Source organism: Variovorax sp. 10N432 (assembly GCF_056394465.1).
The window spans coordinates 20,553-37,830 of the sequence record NZ_JBFTHX010000028.1; the positions used below are offsets into that span (position 1 = coordinate 20,553).

Below are 17,278 nucleotides of genomic sequence, written 5' to 3' on the forward strand. Positions count from 1 at the left end.
CTGGATCGCAGGCGCGATCGGAGCCGGGTTGATCTGGCCTTCGTGCGGCATCGATCATGCGATGGCAGCCGATCCTCCACCGAGCGCGGTGCTCTGGTTGCTGGTGGGCAGAGGATCCTGTAGATCGCCCGCCGCCGGTGACCATCCCAGCGCTTTCGCAATCTCGACTTCCCAGCGGTTCGTGGCCAGCTTGGCGAACCCACGCTCGGTCGGATGGATCTCGTCGAGCCAGTCGTTGGAAGCCTGCCTCGTCTGGGGATCGGCAGGCGTCAGCAGGCCGCGTTGGTCGATGACGTGGACATTCGGCGCACCGGCGAAGGCAAGCTGCAGCTGCCGATTCAGTTCGTCGACGATGGCGTCGGCGACGGATCTCATTTCGACGTCAGTCAATCCCGCGGCCAGCAGCGAGGGATAGAGCCAAGGGCCACGGCCGATCTTGGTGCCCGCAAAGATCGTCGCGCCGGCCGGACGAGGCTGCAGGTAGTCGTAGCCGTGCAGGAAGATGGGCGCCTTCCGCGTGACCGGGTCCTGGGCGTCGTCGCGTATGTCGACGAAGCGCTGGATGCTCGTGATGACGTCCCGGAAGAAGGCCGTGTAGCTGGCTGGGGTGGCCAGGCCTTCGAGGTCGCTGGCGGAGAGACGGGACGTCAGCCCCGCCCTCTGCAGCCCCTTGTTGTCGAACAGATCGGAAAACAGGTTCTTGAGATCGTTGCCGCCGGCGGACAGCAGGATCGCCTTGAAGGGGAAGAGCCTGAACATTTCCCGCGTCCGGCTCGCCTGCCAGCCTCGGACCATGTCGCGTGCCTCGTCGCCAATGTGCGCGACATCGACGACGCCGGCGACATAGGGTGTGCGGATCTCTTCGAGGAGATTGGTTCCTTCGCTCGGGATCGGGGTGAACTTGTCGAACCACGAGTCGCCTTCGGCGTAGACGAGGCAGTCCAGGGCGAGCTGGGTCATGGCCTTGATGACCACAGACGTGTCGGCGCCGACCGTGTCGATGCGAACCATGCGGCGCCAGGTCTTGCTCGCGAGTCCCTGGTTGCTCAGGGCGGAGTATTGGGTGATCACAGCCATGACGGTGCCTCCTCGCGTTGCACACTAGTGCGCGCGTGCGGCGGCGGCATCCTCCGGATGGAGGATTGCCAAGCGCTGAACAAAACAGGTTGAATTGTCGAGGCCGGGGCGCAGGACCCGACGACTGGAGGTCGTGATGAGCGCAGTGATCGAGGAGCTGGAAAGGGCCCACGCCGCAGACGCCGACCAGGACGCACCGGTCGAGACCGTCGATGACGGAGGCGGAGGCAGAGGTGCCTCGGACCGAACCCGCTCTCTGCCCGGGTCCGGCGATTCGACCGGTTTTTCCTTCGCATCGCTCTCCTGGCTCGCGGCCGGCTGCGGGATCGTGGCATTGGTACTCTTTGCGCTGCAGAAGGCACTGAAGCTGCCGTCGGGCTATGGCATCGAGGATCTGATAGGGTGGTCGACCACATCCACGGTGCTTGCCGCAGTACGCAACTGGTGCCTCCCCGTTTCCGAGCGTTGGCCGGCCGCCGCGGCATATGTCCTGCTCGACACGGCGCTGTTCACGCCCCTCTACGGGGCGCTGATCTTGGCTGCAGCGCGGGCGCTGGGCGGCGCGTTGCAGCAGGGCCGGCTGAAGTTCGCGTTGCTGCCGGTGAGCTGGATCGTTGTTTTCGTCCTTTGGGCGGTCGACGGAATCGAGAATTTCGGCGCCGTCGTGCGAATCGGCGTCGACGGCTGGGCCTTCCTCGCCAGCCTCGCGATGGCAGTCATCCTGTTCGCGATGTTCTGGCGGACGGTGACGGTGCCCCCGCGAAAGCAGAAGACCCACGCATGCCTGAACACGGTGGCGCTGCTGGTCGCCGTGGGCGTTCTGGGCCTGCTGATCTACGCGCAGGGCCAATGCGGCGCGCCGACGGATTCCAGCGCCACCTTCTCTGCGTTCACCGCCGGGGCCCATCGATTCAAGCCCATCGCCGTGATGCTGGCGCTGACACCCATCATGGTGGCGACGGTTGTGTGGTGGTTCGGGATGGATCTCGACCTGCATGACAAGGAGCAGGAAGAGATGTCGGAGCGCCGCGCCGCTTGGCGATCGGGTGTGATGGGCATCGTCGGCCGGACCCGCTACATCCTGCTGCTGCTGGGCCTGTTCGCCGCGTTCACGCTGGCGCTCGACCAATGTCGGGACGTCCTGCTGGCGCTTGCAGGACCCCTGGGCAGCCAGGAAGAGCCTTCGCCGCCCGGCACGGGCGCGTGGAGCTTCGCGGTGTTGGTGATCGGGGCCGTGTCCGTCGGCATGCTGGCCTACTCCAGTTGGCTGTGGACCCGGCTCGTGGGAATGGTCGAGCGTCCGGGGCTCGCACTCCCGGGCGGCAAGGATGTCTACAGGCAGGTGGGCGAGTTTGCGAGAGGATGGGCGCGGGCGATGTCGCTGGTGCCGCTGGTCATGTTCTGCGTGCTCGTCGCGCACACTGCCGGCGATGCGGCCGCGGCGGCGCGGGCGGGCCGGGGTACGCTTGCCGACCGCGGTCTTTTCGTGACCTTCGTGTACCTCGGCCTGTTCGCGATGGCCGCGATCGCGAGCGGTCTTGCGTTCCTGGCGTTGCGCCGGAAGCTGTCGTTCAAGGATTCGCGCGACTACTACAACAGCGAATCCGACGTCTACATGCTGCTGCGCACGGGTACGATCATCAAGCCTCGGCATGACGACGACGGCATGGACGCGGGAGACCCCGCGCCGACAGGATGCCTGCACTTCGTCCGCTCGAAGCTGGCGCCGTTGTTCAGGAGGCTCAAGCCGATCGCACGCCTGGTTCGCCCCTTGGTCCCGTTGACCAGGCCCATCGCGCTGCCGCTGGTGGCGCTCCTCCTGATGCTGGTCCTGCGTGCATGCATGGCATGGTGGCCGGATACCACTTCGCAGGCGCCGGCGACTTTCGCGTTGCTGTGTCTGGCTCTCGTCTGGTGGATGGGCGTGGTGGGCGCGATTTCGCTGGCCGAGCAGCGCCAGACCATTCCGTGGGGATTGGCCGTCCTGGGCGTCGTCGGCGTTCTGGGCCTGTTGAAGGTTGCGGACAACCACGTCATGCCGCTCAACACCCTCGCGGGGGTGGCCGACGCGACGCTCGCGACGCTGCGAAGAAACGGGCTGATGGTGACCGGCCTTCTTGCCGCGATGAGCGCGGTATTGTGGGGCGTGCTGCTCTACAGGCCTGCGACATCAAGGGAGGACCCGAGGGTACGTCCGTGGAAGCCCAATGAACGTCTGGGCCGTTCGCTGCTGGCTGTTGCGCTGGTCGCCGTGGTCGGCATCGGTCTTCACGTCATCGATCGGGATACGCGACCGCTGCTTCGTCCCACCGATCCCGTTCCCGCCAATCGAACTCTGGAGCGCGTGGTTGCCGAACGGGCTTCCTCGTTGAAGAACGTCGCGCCGACCAAGGCGGACCATCAGGTCTACCTGGTCGCCAGCGAGGGCGGCGGCATCCGGGCGGCATATTGGACTGCGCTGATTCTGGCCAAGCTCCATGATCGGCCGGGCATCGCCTCGTTTGACAGCCGAACCGTGGCGCTCAGTGGCGTGTCCGGCGGTGCGGTCGGGGAGGCCGTGTACGTCGCCTGCCTGCGCCAGACACCCGCCGGCGCTCCAGTCAGCCCATGCGTCAAGACACGCTTTGCGCGTCTCGATGCGTTGTCTCCCTTGCTGGGAGCCATGTTGTTCGAGGATGTGTTTGCCCGGATTATTCCGGTGTACAGGGCTGGCCAACCCTTGATCTGCAGCCAGCCCGGCTGCGGCTTCCTGAGCCGGGCGCTGGGCTTCGAGCGGGAATGGATGCGGCAGTTTCCCGCGCTGGCGGATTCGCTTGCGCCGTCGCATCCGAATCAGGCTGAGCCCGAGTTGATGCTCAACAGCACGTGGGTCGAATCGGGCAACCGCGCGACCTTGTCGACGATGCGGCTGAGCCCGCGCGACACGCCGGGGAGCGAGGACGTGATCGCGGAGGTCGGGTCCCAGCCCAGTCTTATCACAGCGGCCCACGCAGCGGCGCGCTTTCCCTTCATCAATCCCCTCGGAGCGTTGGAGCCGGTGCCGATGCAGGAGCATCAAGGTTCGAGGGAGGTGATCGGTCACCTAGCGGACGGCGGATACCACGACAACAGCGGCGTGGAGAGTCTTTCGGACGTGTTTCGCTCCTTGCGCGACAAGTTGCCGCTGGGGTGGACGGCACAACTGGTGCTCATCCGTAACGGTCAGGTCGCGCCGAGCTGCGAGAAGCAGGGGTCCAGGGAGCCCAAGGAGCAGTGCCTGAGAGGCGAAGGATTCGATGAAGACTTGGCGCTGCCGCAGAAAAATGCCTCCTGGGGACTCTACGTGGACTTCCTGGGGCCTCCCGTGACCTTGCTGAACGTGTCCGGCATCGGCGCGCGAGGCAGGCAGGCGGTCGCCGCGATGGGTGCGGATCTGGCACCGACCAAGCCCTGGCTGCTGGATCAGACCACCGAGTCCACCTTGGTGCCGCTCGGCTGGTACCTGTCACCCGCCGCGCGGGAGGCGTTGGATCGCCAGGCGGAATGCGTCTTAAGGCTCGGACTCGATTGTGGAGCGTCGCGCCCGGCACTGCCGTCCGGCCCTCGGCCTGGCGCACCTTGATCCGGCTTCGCGACGTTGCGTCGTTGGTTAGTAGCTTTGAGCGCCAGATTCTGGAGCTTCCACTGAATTGCAGGCAAGGCGCTCAGGTGCGGCGGCCTCAGGTGGTCCCAGGCGGGCTCGCCGGTTGCCATAAATCGCTCCTACAGATCCGTGCGACCGAAGGACAATTATGTAATGTGTCAGCTGTCGCTGCCGCAGGGTAGGGCCACACCCAAGCCAAGTGGTGTTTGAAGCCATCGTCTATGTGCTGCGCACGGCTGCCAATGGAAGGCGCTGCCCGAGGCGCGCGTCGGCGGTGCAAGCGCCACTCACAAGCGGTTCCTCGAATGGGAGGCTGCAGGCTTCTTCGAAGCTCCGTGGAAAGCTGGACTTGGCGAGCACGACCAGATGCAGGGCATCGCCTGGCGCTGGCAGAGCGTCGACGGCGCGATGATGAAAGCGCCACTGGCACAAAAAGCCGTGGGCCCAACCCCACGGATCGAGGGAAGAAAGCAGCAAGCGCCCCGTCAACAGCAAGGTCATCTCCTCGATGCCCAATCCGGTGCAAATGCGCGCCGAGGCCACCCGGCCGACGCCGAACTGAGGCGACAGTCCAAGGCGACCTTGCGCGGCGAGCACGTTCCGCGAATTCGCCGTCGGCGTCGTGTTCGAATCGCCCGGTCCCTCAGGGCGCGATTCGCAGCTGATCGGGGTCCAACAAGAGGTAGCTGGCGGGTCGTCCGGACTTCCGGTCTCCGTCGTCGCGCACCAGGACGATGCGTTCCACCCCGTCGATGAGCGCCGGGCTGGCTCCCTCGGCGCGTCCCAGATTCAAGAGACCGGGAACCGTCACACGCCGCGCGGGAGCGCCCCGCGATCCATTCCATCGCCAAAGGCCGAACGGACCTGCACCGCGCGACACCGGGCCGCTGATGACGAGGTAGTCGCCGATCGAGGGAATGTAGGCCATCCCGCGGATGCCTTGACCGTCCAGGTCCAGCTCGTCGAGATCGCTGGCGATCCGGGGTGCCTCGTCGGCTTCGAAGATGCCGGAGGGATTCTCGACGCTCGCGATGATCGCGCGGCCGTTGTGCAACGGGCTGCGAAAGCCCACCAGCAGTCGTTGCGGGTTCGGGCTGATCTCCAACGCTTCGATATTGAGCCCGCCATCGGCCTTGACATCCCGGACCCCGGCGGCCGAAGCAAGGACGGGATGCTGTGCCGTCAGTGCATCCTTCAGGTTCCCGACGACCTTGGGGTCCACGACCCGATTCCCCTCGATGCGGAAGCGAACCAGCCGCTCGCGGGATTTTTTCTCGTCACCGCCGTCGTCCCGGGAATGCGAAGTGACGGCGTACAGGAAACCAGCCTGGTCGAGCGCAAGCCCTTCGAGGTCGTCTAGCTTCCAGAAGTCGCTGAAGAATTGAAGCAGGCCCGGCGTCAGGCTGGTGCTTTCGACATGCCCATCCGCGCCGATCGTGACCACACTGAACGGATGGTCCTTCTCGTCCTCGACGACCAGGAAGCGCCCGTCCGGCAACTGCTGGATGGCCGACGGCTCGTAGAGGCCGGTCAGGCTCCGAAAAGCGGGGGGTTCCTCGTGCGACATTCACGCATTGTCTTCCTGCTTGCGCGAAAACGGCGCTGCAGCGCCGCGAGGCGGCGCGTCCGGCTTCATGTATCCCAGCGCAGCGCGATCACCTGGAGCGCGGTACGCAGTCCGGGACCGCCATCGCTTCTTGCAGGCCGCTATTCGAGTTCGAGGCGGGAGCCTTGGAGGCAGGAGTTGCATCGATGGACCGTGACCGCGGCGACCGGCGCTGCAGCGGCGCCGGAATCAGGGGCGGCCGACGTCTGTAGCATCGGTTGGAATCTTCAGTTCTACGCAATCCGAACCACAGGCCCCCTGTTCGACCGCGTCGGGTCGGCGCGCGGGTGGATGTCGATGCAGCACCGCTCGGCTCGGCGTGATCCGCAGGAGTTCGCCATCCGGGGCTGCTTGCCCGTCGACGATCAGGGAGTAATCGGATTCTTCCCGCGGCGGCCAGACGAGCCCGACGGCGGGCTGCTGGATCAGGTTGTTGCGTGTGCGGCGGCCAATGCCGTCAATCGCCAATACGCTACCTTCGAGGATCGGCACCACCGCGACCGCATGCGGGGCGCCATGCGCGCTGGCCGTCAGCAGGTAGGCAAAGCGGTACCGCGTCATGACCTCTGCCAGGTTTTGCAATTCGACTGGAATGCTCATGGTTGTCACCATCGGTTGGCGTTCGCGCCGAACGGCTCTTGCTTCCCCAGCCTCGACCCTGTGAGGCCCGATGGCGCGCACAAATGGACCGATCTGATTATCGGTCCAACGTCTCTGTCGATGCATGGCTCCGCCAGCTTCGGCGTTGAACACCGGACATGTCCGGGCCCCCAGCGCCACTCAAGCTTTGTCAGACTTCTGCTTGCCCGAGTCCATCATCCTTGCCACCGCGCTCACCTGGGCGGCTCCAGTACGGAAGTATCCCGCCACCGTATCCGTGCTCCGATGCCCCGTCATCGCCATCGTTTCCTGCAGCGGCATGTTCTGCCGCCCGGCCTCGGTCACGAGCCCCGACCGCAGCGAATGCGCCGAGAAATCATCTCCCACACCGGCCTGCGCACACCGCGCCTTCACGATGTCCCGTACCGCCGTCCCCGAGAGCCCAGCGGTGCCGAGCTTTCCGTTCTTGAGGATGCGCCGGAAGAGGGGTTCCACCGGCCTCACATCTTCCGGCCGGATCTTCCCGTTGTGGTTCGTCTTCGAACTTGCCAGCGTGTACAGGTAGGCGCCCTCATCGCCGCGGTCCAGGTTCTCGAACACCGCTTCTGAAACCTCCGAGCGCCGGCGCCCGCCCGAGGCCAGGCGAAGAGGAGGAGGGCGCGGTCGCGCATTCCCTTGAGCGAGTCGTCGCAGGTCTCCAGCACCGCCTTCACCGCAGGGTCGACGCACGGAATGCGCTGCTTGGAGACGTGGTGCGCCATCGCCCGCCGCCCAGTTCGGCAACCTTCGACTGGTGAGCCGATCACCATCAAGGCGACCAAGGCAGTGAAGTTCACCGCGGGCAAGGCGCTTGAGGATGCGGTGAACGCTGCATAGGCCCGCCCCGACGGCAGATGGCGCGGGCCGCGGGCTGCGTCCGCGCGGCCCCATGCGGAGTCGCCCGCTCACCCCCGCAGCGCGTTCAGGCATGTCCATCTAGCACGATTTGCCCCGCAGTGAGCGTGTTGACGGAAGCGCCGGCAATCTCCATCAGCACGCTGGCACGGTCGGCGGCCATGTACGCCGTGAGGTGCTGCACCGGGCGCTCGTCCATGTCGTGCATCAGGCGCACCAATTTCAGGATCGGCGCGCCAACTTCGGTGCGTAGCAGGCCGGCGCGCTGCGGGTCGCCGACGGTCGCGCTGATTTCCTGCACCACGCGTCCGAACTCGACGCCCTGCGCCATCAGGATCTCGTAGAGCGCCATCTTCTTGAGGGCCGCTTCGGTGACGCGTTTGCCCAGGTGCGCCGGCACCCAGGCATCGGTCAGCATGGCCGGCTCCCCCTTGCGGTTGATGCGCAGCCGTAGTGCATGCATCGCTTTTTCGCCGGCCGCCAGCTGCAGCAGCAGACCGACGTCGCGGGGCGGCACGGCCTGCTCGACCTGCAGCACCTGCACCACCGTTTCGGTCGCCGTCTGGCGCAGGCTGTCGATCACGCTCAGGCTCGGCGCCGGGCGCGCCAGCGCGGGCGCACCCAGCACGAAGGTGCCACGGCCATGTCGACGCTCGACCATCCCCAGGGCCGCCAGATCGGCCAGCGCGCGCCGCACCGTGATGCGCGACACGCCGAAACGCTCGCCCAGCGCCTCCTCATTCGGCAATGCACCGTCGGGAAACAGCCCGCGGGAGATCTCGTCGCGCAGCACAAGAAAGATCTGGCGATGCAGCGCGGTGCCCCTCGCGGCATTCAAGGGTGAGGCGGTGGCCGTCGGCGTTTTCATGACGCGAAGGATAACGTGTTGACATGTCATTATGTTGTGATATTCTTAATACAACTCAGGCACGGCGGCACCCGATTCCGCCCGGCGTCGACACAACGAAAGGCCCTCCCCATGACGACTCCTTCCCTCCGCGAACAACTTGCCGCGCCCGGCATGGTGATCGCCCCCGGCGCTTACGACGCCATCGGCGCACGCCTGATCGAACAGGCCGGCTTCAGGGCGGTCTACATGACCGGCGCCGGCACCTCGGCCGCGCGCGGCTATCCCGACTTCGGTCTGCTCGACATGGGCGAGATGGTGGCGAACGCGGGCGCCATGGCGCGCGCCATCAAGGTGCCGCTGATCGCCGACGCCGACACCGGCTACGGCAATGAGCTGAACGTGACCCGCACCGTGCGGGAGTACGAGTTGCGTGGCGTGGCCGCCATCCACATCGAGGACCAAGTCGCGCCCAAGCGCTGTGGCCATCTCGACGGCAAGGAACTGGTGTCGCGCGAGGAGTTCGTCTCCAAGATCCGCGCAGCGGTCGAGGCACGCCGCTCGAAGGAGTTCCTCATCATCGCCCGCACCGATTCGCGCGCCATGATGAGCATGGACGAAGCCGTCTGGCGCGGTAATGCGGCGCTGGAAGCCGGCGCCGACATGGTCTTCGTCGAGGCCACGCAAACGCTGGAGGAAGTGGCCGCGGTACCGAAGAACGTGCGTGGCCCCTGCCTCCTGAACGTGGTGCCCGGTGGCCGCACACCGATCTTCGATCTCCGCGAGGCCGAGGCGATGGGCTACAAGCTCGCGATCCTGCCCGGCCTGATGCTGGTTGCCGCCATCCAGGCCGGCGACGCCGCGCTGGCCCAACTGAAGGCCACGCACAAGCCGCCCGAGGTGACGCAGAACGTGGCGCAGACCTTCCGCCGGTTCGGTGCCGACGAATGGGATGCACTGCGCACGCGTTTCAACGCGGGCGCCCCCATGGACGGTTCGCGCCACAGTGCCGCCTCGGCGACGGAAAAGAAGTGAGCCGGCGATGACTGCGCGCACGCTCTTCGACAAACTGTGGGACGCCCACGTCATACGCGACCTGGGCGATGGATGGGCATTGCTGCACATCGATCGCCATCTGCTGCACGACCTGTCGGGCCCTCCCGCGCTGGCCGAAGTCACCGGCCGCGGCATGAAGCTGCACGACCCCGAACTGGTGTTTGCGACGCCCGACCATTCGATGTCGACCCTGCCCGGCCGCAACGGCCTCACCTACGCGCCCGGCGGCAAGCTGTGGACCGCGCTGCGCGACCGCACGCGCTCGGCGGGCGTGCGCCTGTTCGATCTGGGCTTGCCGGGACAGGGCATCGTGCACGTGATGGGCCCGGAGCTCGGGATCGTGCTGCCCGGCCTCACCGTGATCTGCGGCGACAGCCACACCTGCACCAACGGCGGACTGGGCGCTATGGCCTTCGGCGTGGGTTCCTCGGAGAGCACGCACGCGCTTGCGACGCAGACCCTGCGCCAGCAAAAGCCCAGGCAGATGCGCATCCGTTGCGAAGGTACGCTGCGCGCCGGCGTCACCGCCAAGGACTTGGCGCTGCACATCATCGGCAAGCTCGGCGCCGCCGCAGGTGTCGCGCATGCCGTCGAGTTTGCCGGCCCGGCGATCGAGACGATGGAGGTCGAAGGCCGGCTGACCCTCTGCAACCTCTCGGTCGAACTCGGCGCGCGCTTCGGCATGGTGGCGCCCGACCAGCGCACATTCGATTACCTGCGCGGTCGTCCATTCGCTCCGCAGGGCGAGGCGTTCGACGCGGCCGTCGCACAGTGGCACGCGCTGCCGACCGACGCCGACGCGCGTTTCGATCGCGAGGAAGTCATCGACGCGTCGGCCGTGCGCCCGACCATCACCTGGGGCACCAGCCCAGAGCACGCGATCGCGATCGACGGCCGTGTGCCCGACCCGCGCGATGCGGCGGACGAAGCGCAGCGCGGCACGCTCGCCGCTGCGCTCGACTACATGGGTCTCCAGGCAGGCCAGGCGATCGCCGGCACGCCGGTCGACTGGGTCTTCATCGGCTCATGCGCCAACTCGCGCATCACCGACCTGCGCGCCGCTGCCGCCGTCGTGCGCGGCAAGCATGTCGCCGCCGGCGTCACGGCGTGGGTCGTGCCCGGATCGGAGAACGTCAAGCGCGCCGCTGAAGCCGAGGGTCTGCACGAAGTCTTCAAAGCGGCCGGCTTCGCCTGGCGGGAGCCCGGTTGCAGCATGTGCGTGGCGGCCAACGGCGAGCAGGTGCCGCCGCAGCAACGCTCGGTGTCGACCTCGAACCGCAACTTCGTCGGACGGCAAGGGCCGGGCGCGCGCACCCACCTCGCCAGCCCGGCGATGGCCGCGGCCGCCGCCATCGCCGGCGTCATCACCGATCTCTCAGAGGCCTGAACATGTCGATGCAACCCTTCACCATCGTCACTGGCGCGGCGCCGCACCTGTCGCGCGCCAATATCGACACCGACGTCATCATCCGGATCGAACGCCTGACCTCGCTCGCGCGCGACGAGCTCGGGCCGTATGCGATGGAAGCGCTGCGCTACCGCGAGGACGGCAGCGAGGACCCGGACTTCATCCTGAACCAGCCCGCGTTCCGCGGCGCGCCGGTCCTGTTGGCCGGGGACAACTTCGGCTGCGGTTCATCGCGCGAAGGCGCGGTATGGGCGCTGCAAGGCATTGGCGTTCGCTGCGTGATCGCGCCGAGCTTCGGAGACATCTTCTACAGCAACTGCTTCCAGAACGGCGTGCTGCCCATCCGGTTGCCGGCGGCCGAGGTCGAGGCTTTCGCCGCGGCGTGTGCTGGCGGCGCGGCGATGACGGTCGACCTGACAACGCGCAAGTTGGTGGCGCCCGACGGCACCGAATCGGGCTTCGTGGTCGACCCGCTGCGGCGCGAGGGCTTGCTGCACGGACTGGACGACATCGGCCTCACGTTGAAGGACGACGCGCTGATCCGTGAATGGCAGCAGGTCGATCGCATCCGTCGGCCATGGGCGTGGCCGAGCGCCACGGTCACAGTCGACTGAGCCACCGGCGCGCCCGAGCCTTAAGGCAACCAGCGCTCGCAGCGACCGCGGCGACGACGAAGCAATCCCTCGCCGAACAAGGCGACGTGCAAAGACCCCTCATGGAGACAAACCGATGCCCGCTTTCATTCCCATCCCCTCGCTGCGGCGCCGCGCCGTCGCTGCGCTCACCGTGGCCGCCTGCCTGCCCCTCGCAGCCCTCGCCGCCGACTGGAAACCCGATCGTCCCGTGACGCTGGTGGTGCCCTACAGCCCCGGCGGTGGCACCGACGCACAGACGCGTGTCGTGGCGAAGGAACTGCAGCAAATCTGGGGCCAGCCGGTCATCGTCGAGAACGTGCCCGGCGCCGACGGCGTCATCGGCACGCGCAAAGTGATCGATGCCAAGCCGAACGGCCTGACGCTGCTGGTGCAGTTGCCGTCGCTGACGCTGATCAAGCACCTGCCGACCTTCAAGGGCTCCGACCCGCTGGCGCAACTGGCGCCGGTGTCGGCCTTCTCTGCCCTGCCCGGTGTGGTGACGGCCAATGCGGCATTGCCGGTCAAGTCGATGGAGCAACTGGTGCGCTACTGCAAGAGCGCCGCCACGCCCTGCTCGGTCGGCACCACCGAGAACATGGCCCGGCTGCAGGCGCGCATCATGGGTGAGGAGAACGCGCTGCCGACGCTGGTCGTCGCCAACTACAAGGGCGGCGGCCAGATGATCACCGACCTGGTGGCCAACAACATCTCCTTCGCCATTGCCGGCAGCACCGCCGTGCTGCCCTTCGTCAAGACGGGCGCGCTCCGGGTCGTGATGACGATGGGCGACAAGCGTTCGGCCGTGCTGCCCGACGTGCCGACTGCGATCGAAGCCGGCTATCCGAGCTTCGACGCGACCACCTGGTATGGCCTCTTCGCGCCCAAGGGCACGCCGGCCGAGGTCCAGGAGGGCATCGCCGCCGCGGTGCGCCAGGCGGTCAAGCGCGAGGACGTGCGCAAGTCCTTGTTCACGATCGGCGCCGAGCCGGTCGGCAACACGCCGGCCGAGTTCGCGGCCATGGTGCAGCGTGAAGCGAAGCGCATCGATGCTCAGGTGAAGCGCTTCCCGCTCGATTGACGCCCATCCATCCATCGTTTCGAGGAGTTCGAATCCGTGATCACCGCCCCCACATCCGCCGCCATCGGTCGCGACGCCGCCGCATGGCGCGCCGCCGACCTGGAGCGCGACACCGCGCGCTGGACGCTGCACTTCGACGACGCCGAGCGCGCCGACCTCCTGCAGGTGCTGCGCTCTGCGCATCGCCCGGGCCAGCCGCTGCTGGCCTACCGGCGCACCGACTTCCCCTTCGGTGCCGCGTCGCTCGCCAGGATCCGGCGCGCCGTCGACGAGGCGCAGCATGGCCTGGGCGTGGCGTTGATCAAGGGCTTCCCGCGCGAGGGCCTCGCGCCGGACGAGTTCGAGTTGCTGACCTGGGCGGTCGGATTGCATTTCGGCGTCGCCCGGCCGCAGGACAGGATGACGCGCTACATCAACCGCGTGCAGGACGTCGGCACCGTCTACCGCAGCCCGACCGGGCGCGGCTACTCGTCCAACGCCGAGCTCGACTTCCACGTCGACGGCGCCGACGTCGTGCTGCTCAGTTGCTACAACCAGGCGCCGGTCGGTGGCGACAGCATGTGCGCCAGCGCGATCGCGGCTTGGCGCCAGCTGCGGGCCGAGCGCCCCGACCTGGCCGAGGTGCTGCGCGACCCGCTGCCTTTCAGCCGCCAGGGCGAACAGGCCGAGGGACTGTCGCCGTTCAGACTGATGCCGGTGTACGGCGAGCTGGGCGACGACGTGTTCTGCATGTGGGTGCGCAACCGCGTCGAGCAGGGCGAGAAGCTCCCCGGTGCGCCGCGCATCACTGCGCTGCAACGCGAGGCGATGGATCTGCTCGATGCCATCGTGCGGCGACCCGACTTCATGTACTCGATGCGGCTGGCGCCGGGCGACCTGCAGGTCCTCAGCAACTTCACCGCGCTGCATTCACGCACCCAGTTTCAGGACGCGGAGGAGCCGGACAAGAAGCGCCTCCTGTTCCGCCTGTGGCTGGCGACGCCGGATTCGCCGCGCCTGCCGGCCGGCTGGAACGGCTTCTACGAATCGATCGAGCCGGGCGTGGTGCGCGGCGGCGCCTACGGCCAGCATTACGACGACGCCTGTCGCCGCTTCGATGCCGAGCAGGCGCATGCCATGGGCATGGCGCTCGGCCCGCGCTTTTCCGACTGAATCTTGAACCCACCTGGAGACGACATGAGCAGACTCGACATCGCCGGCGACGCCCGCCGCACCATCGACGTGATCAAGCGCGGCGGCATCGCCATCGTGCCGAACGACACCGGCTACGCCTGCTGCGGCGCGTCGATGGATCCACTGAAGAAGATCTACGACACCAAGCGCCGCGGCAGCCACAAACGCAACGCGATGGCGGGCGACCTGGTCACGCAGCGCGAGCTGCACACGCTCAGCCCACGCGCGCAGGAGATGGTCGAGGCGCTGGTGGTCGACCACGACCTGCCGCTGGGCGTCATCGCGAGCTTCAGGCCCGACCATCCGCTGCTGCGCAAGCTCGACGACGAGGCAGTCAAGGCCAGCACGGCCGTCGGCACCATCGGGATGCTGCTCAACGCGGGCCCGTTCCACAAGGAGCTGACGCGCCTCAGCCGCGAAGAGCTGGTGCCGCTGTTCGGCTCGTCGGCCAACCTCACGGGGACCGGAACGCGCTTCTCGGTCGAGGAGATTCCCGACGAGCTCAAGCGGATCGCCGACATCACCATCGACTACGGCCTGCGCCGCTATCACACCTACCGGCGCGCCGGCACCCTGATCAACTTCGACACGATGCAAGTGGTGCGCATCGGTGCCTGCTACGAGTTGATCTCGGGCGTGCTCAAGCGCTGGTTCGATGTCGACCTGCCGGCCGACCCGGGCGTCGACGCGTTGCCCTCGGGGCACCTCAACGAGTTCGCGCTCAAGAACGTCCAGTAGCACCACCATGGACTCGAACCTTTTCAATCCCGCACGCCGCGCGGTCCTGGCCGGTGGCCTCGGCGGCGCGGCGCTGGCGTTGTGGGGAACCCGCGCACACGCGCAGGCCTGGCCCGCCCGGCCGGTGCGCGTGCTGCTGGGCTACACGCCCGGCGGTGCCGCCGACGTGACCGCGCGCGAGGTGATGACGCCGCTCGGCAGGTTGCTCGGCCAGCCGGTCGTGATCGACTACAAGGCCGGCGCCAGCGGCACCATCGCGGGCGCCGAGGTGGTGCGCGCCGCAACCGACGGCTACACGCTGGGCCTGCTGGACAACGCGCCGCTGACCATCGTGCCGGCCCTGCGCAATGTCGGGTATGACCCGCTCGCCGGCTTCACGCCGGTCGCGATGGTGTCGCAGCTGCCGCAGGTGCTGGTCGCGCCGCCCTCCGCCGGCGTCGCCACCGTGCAGGAACTGATCGCACTGATGCGCAAGGAGCCCGGCAGGCTGAGCTACGCCTCGGGCGGATCGGGCAGCGTCGGCCACCTGGCGGCCGAGCTCTTCAAGTCACGCACGGACACGTTCGCGGTGCACGTGCCGTACCGCGGCGGCGCGCCGGCCATCACCGCGCTGCTGGGGGGCGATGTGCAGTTCGCCTTTCTCACTGCATCGGCGACCGGTCCGTTCATCTCCAGTGGAAAGCTCAAGGCGTTGGGCGTGAGCTCGCTCACGCGCATGCCCTCGCTGCCCCATGTGCCGACCATCGCCGAATCCGGCGTACCGGGCTTTGACGCGCCGGGCTGGTTCGCACTGATGGGCCCGGCGGGCCTGCCGGAGCCCGTCGTGCTCGCCATCCGCAAGGCCCTGGCCGAAGTGCTTGCGTCACCGGGCATGGCCGGCCGGCTCGAAGCGCTGGGTCAGACCGCGGCACCGCCCAGTGCCGACGTGCGTCGCACCATCGCCGCCGAAGGCGCGATGTGGAAGAAGCTCATCGCCGAACGAAAGATCGCGGTCGAAGGCTGAGCACGAGCACTCCTTTTCCCATTCAGATACCGCAGCGAGCACACAACGGAGCAACGCATGAGTCAACCTTCTTCCACCGCCAGCCCGACATCCAGGTCTTATTCCGGCGCGCCGACCGACCCCGCCGGCCCTACCGGCCGCCTGTCGCAGTGGTTGGCCGACTTCCGGCTCGATCAGGCGTCGGGTTCGGCGCGCGAACGTGCCCGCCTGCTGACCCTCGACGGAATCGGCTGCGCGATCGTCGGTGCGCAACTGCCGTGGTCGCGCACCGCGGTCGGCATCGTGCGCAGGTTCGAGGGCATCGGCGACCGGACGATCGTCGGCTGGGGCGCGAAGACGAGCGCGCCCGGCGCGGCACTGCTCAACGGCACCTTCATCCAGGGCTTCGAGCTCGACGACTTTCATCCGCTCGGCCCGCTGCACTCCGCATCGATCGTGCTGCCGGCGCTGTGGGCGGTGGCCGAAGGCAGCGAGACGCCGGTCAGCGGCAAGCGCTTCCTCGAGGCCGCGATGGCCGGCTACGAAGTCGGGCCCCGTGTCGGCATGGCGCTGCACGGCGCGCAGATGCTGTCCCGCGGATGGCATTCGGGCGCGGTGTTCGGCACCCACGCCGCGGCCGCCGCGGTGGGCAAGCTGCTCGGCCTGGACGCGGCCCGCTTCGAGGACGCGCTGGGCCTGGCCGGTACCCAGTCCGCCGGCCTGATGGCCGCCCAGTACGAGGCCATGTGCAAGCGCATGCACCACGGCTTCTCGGCGCGCAACGGCATGTATGCGGCAGTGCTGGCCGAAGGCGGCTACACGGGCATCAAGCGCGTGTTCGAGCGCGAGTACGGCGGCTTCCTGTCGACCTTCGGCGAAGGCCACGACCCCGATGCATCGCAGATCACCGACGGCCTGGGCGAACGCTGGGAAGTCGAACGCATCGTGATCAAGCCCTATGCGGCGATGGGCGCGATCCACTCGCCGCTGGACGCCCTGTTCGACATCGACGCCCAACGCAAGCTGGTGGCCGGCGAGATCACGCGCATCGAGTGCGACGTGCCGCACGCGGCGTACCACCACGGCTGGTGGGTGCCCGAGCGGCCGCTCACGCCGATCGGCGCGCAGATGAACATCGGCTACGCCTTGGCGGTCGCCGCGATCGACGGCGCCGCGATGGTCCGGCAGTTCACGCCGGCGCGCATCGACTCGGACGACGTGTGGGACCTCCTGCGCAAGGTCGAGGTGCGGCACGAACCGGCCTTCGACGCAATCGGCGGCGACATCAAGAAGAAGTTCCGGGTGCGCGTGGCCGTCACCTTCAGCGACGGCCAGCGCATCGAGGTCGATCGCGGCGCATCGCGCGGCATCCAGTCGCCGTTGCCCGCGGCCGAGGTGTTGGCCAAGTACCGGACGCTCACGGACGGACTGATCGACGCGCCGCGCCGGGCGGCGATCGAGGAATTGACGCTGGGCATCGAGGACGTCGCCGACGTGCGCGAACTGCTGGCGCTGCTGGCACCGCCGGCGACGGCTGCCTTCGAGTGACCTGTCTGAATCCG

Annotated in this window: 15 protein-coding genes and 1 pseudogene; 11 read left to right on the top strand and 5 right to left on the bottom strand. The window is 67.7% G+C overall.

Annotated elements, in window-relative coordinates; translation table 11 throughout:
* Positions 1–54: 54 nt before the first annotated feature.
* Entirely contained in the window at positions 55–1,077 is a 1,023-nt protein-coding gene (locus AC1DF3_RS26355; protein WP_286536900.1) for an SGNH/GDSL hydrolase family protein, read from the bottom strand.
* Positions 1,078–1,213: 136 nt separating this feature from the next.
* Between AC1DF3_RS26355 and AC1DF3_RS26360 the strand changes: the two genes are divergently transcribed.
* Entirely contained in the window at positions 1,214–4,678 is a 3,465-nt protein-coding gene (locus AC1DF3_RS26360) for a hypothetical protein (RefSeq protein ID WP_478141372.1), read from the top strand.
* 205 nt (positions 4,679–4,883) lie between these two features.
* Positions 4,884–5,178 (top strand): annotated as a pseudogene (locus AC1DF3_RS26365) (transposase); the annotation flags it as partial.
* 164 nt (positions 5,179–5,342) lie between these two features.
* Here AC1DF3_RS26365 and AC1DF3_RS26370 read toward each other — a convergent pair.
* From AC1DF3_RS26370 to AC1DF3_RS26380, 3 genes are all read right to left on the bottom strand, one after another.
* Positions 5,343–6,266: a DUF3616 domain-containing protein gene (locus AC1DF3_RS26370; RefSeq protein WP_478141373.1), complete on the bottom strand. Its 924-nt coding sequence runs from the start codon at positions 6,264–6,266 to the stop codon at positions 5,343–5,345.
* A 228-nt stretch (positions 6,267–6,494) separates the two neighbouring features.
* Positions 6,495–6,905, bottom strand: a complete 411-nt coding sequence (locus tag AC1DF3_RS26375) for a hypothetical protein (RefSeq protein WP_478141374.1) — start codon at positions 6,903–6,905, stop codon at positions 6,495–6,497.
* A gap of 180 nt (positions 6,906–7,085) precedes the next feature.
* Entirely contained in the window at positions 7,086–7,505 is a 420-nt protein-coding gene (locus tag AC1DF3_RS26380) for a site-specific integrase (protein ID WP_478141375.1), read from the bottom strand.
* A 132-nt stretch (positions 7,506–7,637) separates the two neighbouring features.
* Here AC1DF3_RS26380 and AC1DF3_RS26385 point away from each other — a divergent pair, with 132 nt between their 5' ends.
* Positions 7,638–7,781 carry an HU family DNA-binding protein gene (locus tag AC1DF3_RS26385; RefSeq protein ID WP_478141412.1) on the top strand — a complete coding sequence of 48 codons (144 nt, stop codon included), beginning with the start codon at positions 7,638–7,640 and terminating at the stop codon, positions 7,779–7,781.
* 85 nt (positions 7,782–7,866) lie between these two features.
* On the opposite strand, the gene AC1DF3_RS26390 is transcribed toward AC1DF3_RS26385, so the two are convergent.
* On the bottom strand, positions 7,867–8,667 hold the full coding sequence (locus tag AC1DF3_RS26390; RefSeq protein WP_478141376.1) for a GntR family transcriptional regulator: 801 nt from the start codon (positions 8,665–8,667) through the stop codon (positions 7,867–7,869).
* Between the two features lie 111 nt (positions 8,668–8,778).
* On the opposite strand from AC1DF3_RS26390, the gene AC1DF3_RS26395 reads away from it, so the two are divergent.
* The 8 genes from AC1DF3_RS26395 (at position 8,779) to AC1DF3_RS26430 (ending at position 17,264) form a co-directional block, all read left to right on the top strand.
* Entirely contained in the window at positions 8,779–9,681 is a 903-nt protein-coding gene (locus tag AC1DF3_RS26395) for an isocitrate lyase/PEP mutase family protein (RefSeq protein WP_478141377.1), read from the top strand.
* 7 nt (positions 9,682–9,688) lie between these two features.
* Positions 9,689–11,089 (top strand): 3-isopropylmalate dehydratase large subunit, encoded by a 1,401-nt coding sequence (gene leuC, locus AC1DF3_RS26400; RefSeq protein ID WP_478141378.1) that lies wholly within the window; start codon positions 9,689–9,691, stop codon positions 11,087–11,089.
* A gap of 8 nt (positions 11,090–11,097) precedes the next feature.
* On the top strand, positions 11,098–11,724 hold the full coding sequence (leuD, locus tag AC1DF3_RS26405) for a 3-isopropylmalate dehydratase small subunit (RefSeq protein WP_478141379.1): 627 nt from the start codon (positions 11,098–11,100) through the stop codon (positions 11,722–11,724).
* Between the two features lie 115 nt (positions 11,725–11,839).
* The gene (locus AC1DF3_RS26410; RefSeq protein ID WP_478141380.1) at positions 11,840–12,823 is read left to right on the top strand and encodes a tripartite tricarboxylate transporter substrate binding protein; all 984 of its coding nucleotides are present in this window, start codon (positions 11,840–11,842) and stop codon (positions 12,821–12,823) included.
* Positions 12,824–12,859: 36 nt separating this feature from the next.
* Entirely contained in the window at positions 12,860–13,975 is a 1,116-nt protein-coding gene (locus tag AC1DF3_RS26415) for a TauD/TfdA family dioxygenase (protein WP_478141381.1), read from the top strand.
* Positions 13,976–13,999: 24 nt separating this feature from the next.
* Entirely contained in the window at positions 14,000–14,734 is a 735-nt protein-coding gene (locus tag AC1DF3_RS26420) for a Sua5/YciO/YrdC/YwlC family protein (protein ID WP_478141382.1), read from the top strand.
* A gap of 7 nt (positions 14,735–14,741) precedes the next feature.
* Positions 14,742–15,737: a Bug family tripartite tricarboxylate transporter substrate binding protein gene (locus tag AC1DF3_RS26425; protein ID WP_286538520.1), complete on the top strand. Its 996-nt coding sequence runs from the start codon at positions 14,742–14,744 to the stop codon at positions 15,735–15,737.
* 57 nt (positions 15,738–15,794) lie between these two features.
* Positions 15,795–17,264: an MmgE/PrpD family protein gene (locus AC1DF3_RS26430; RefSeq protein WP_478141383.1), complete on the top strand. Its 1,470-nt coding sequence runs from the start codon at positions 15,795–15,797 to the stop codon at positions 17,262–17,264.
* Positions 17,265–17,278 lie beyond the last annotated feature (14 nt).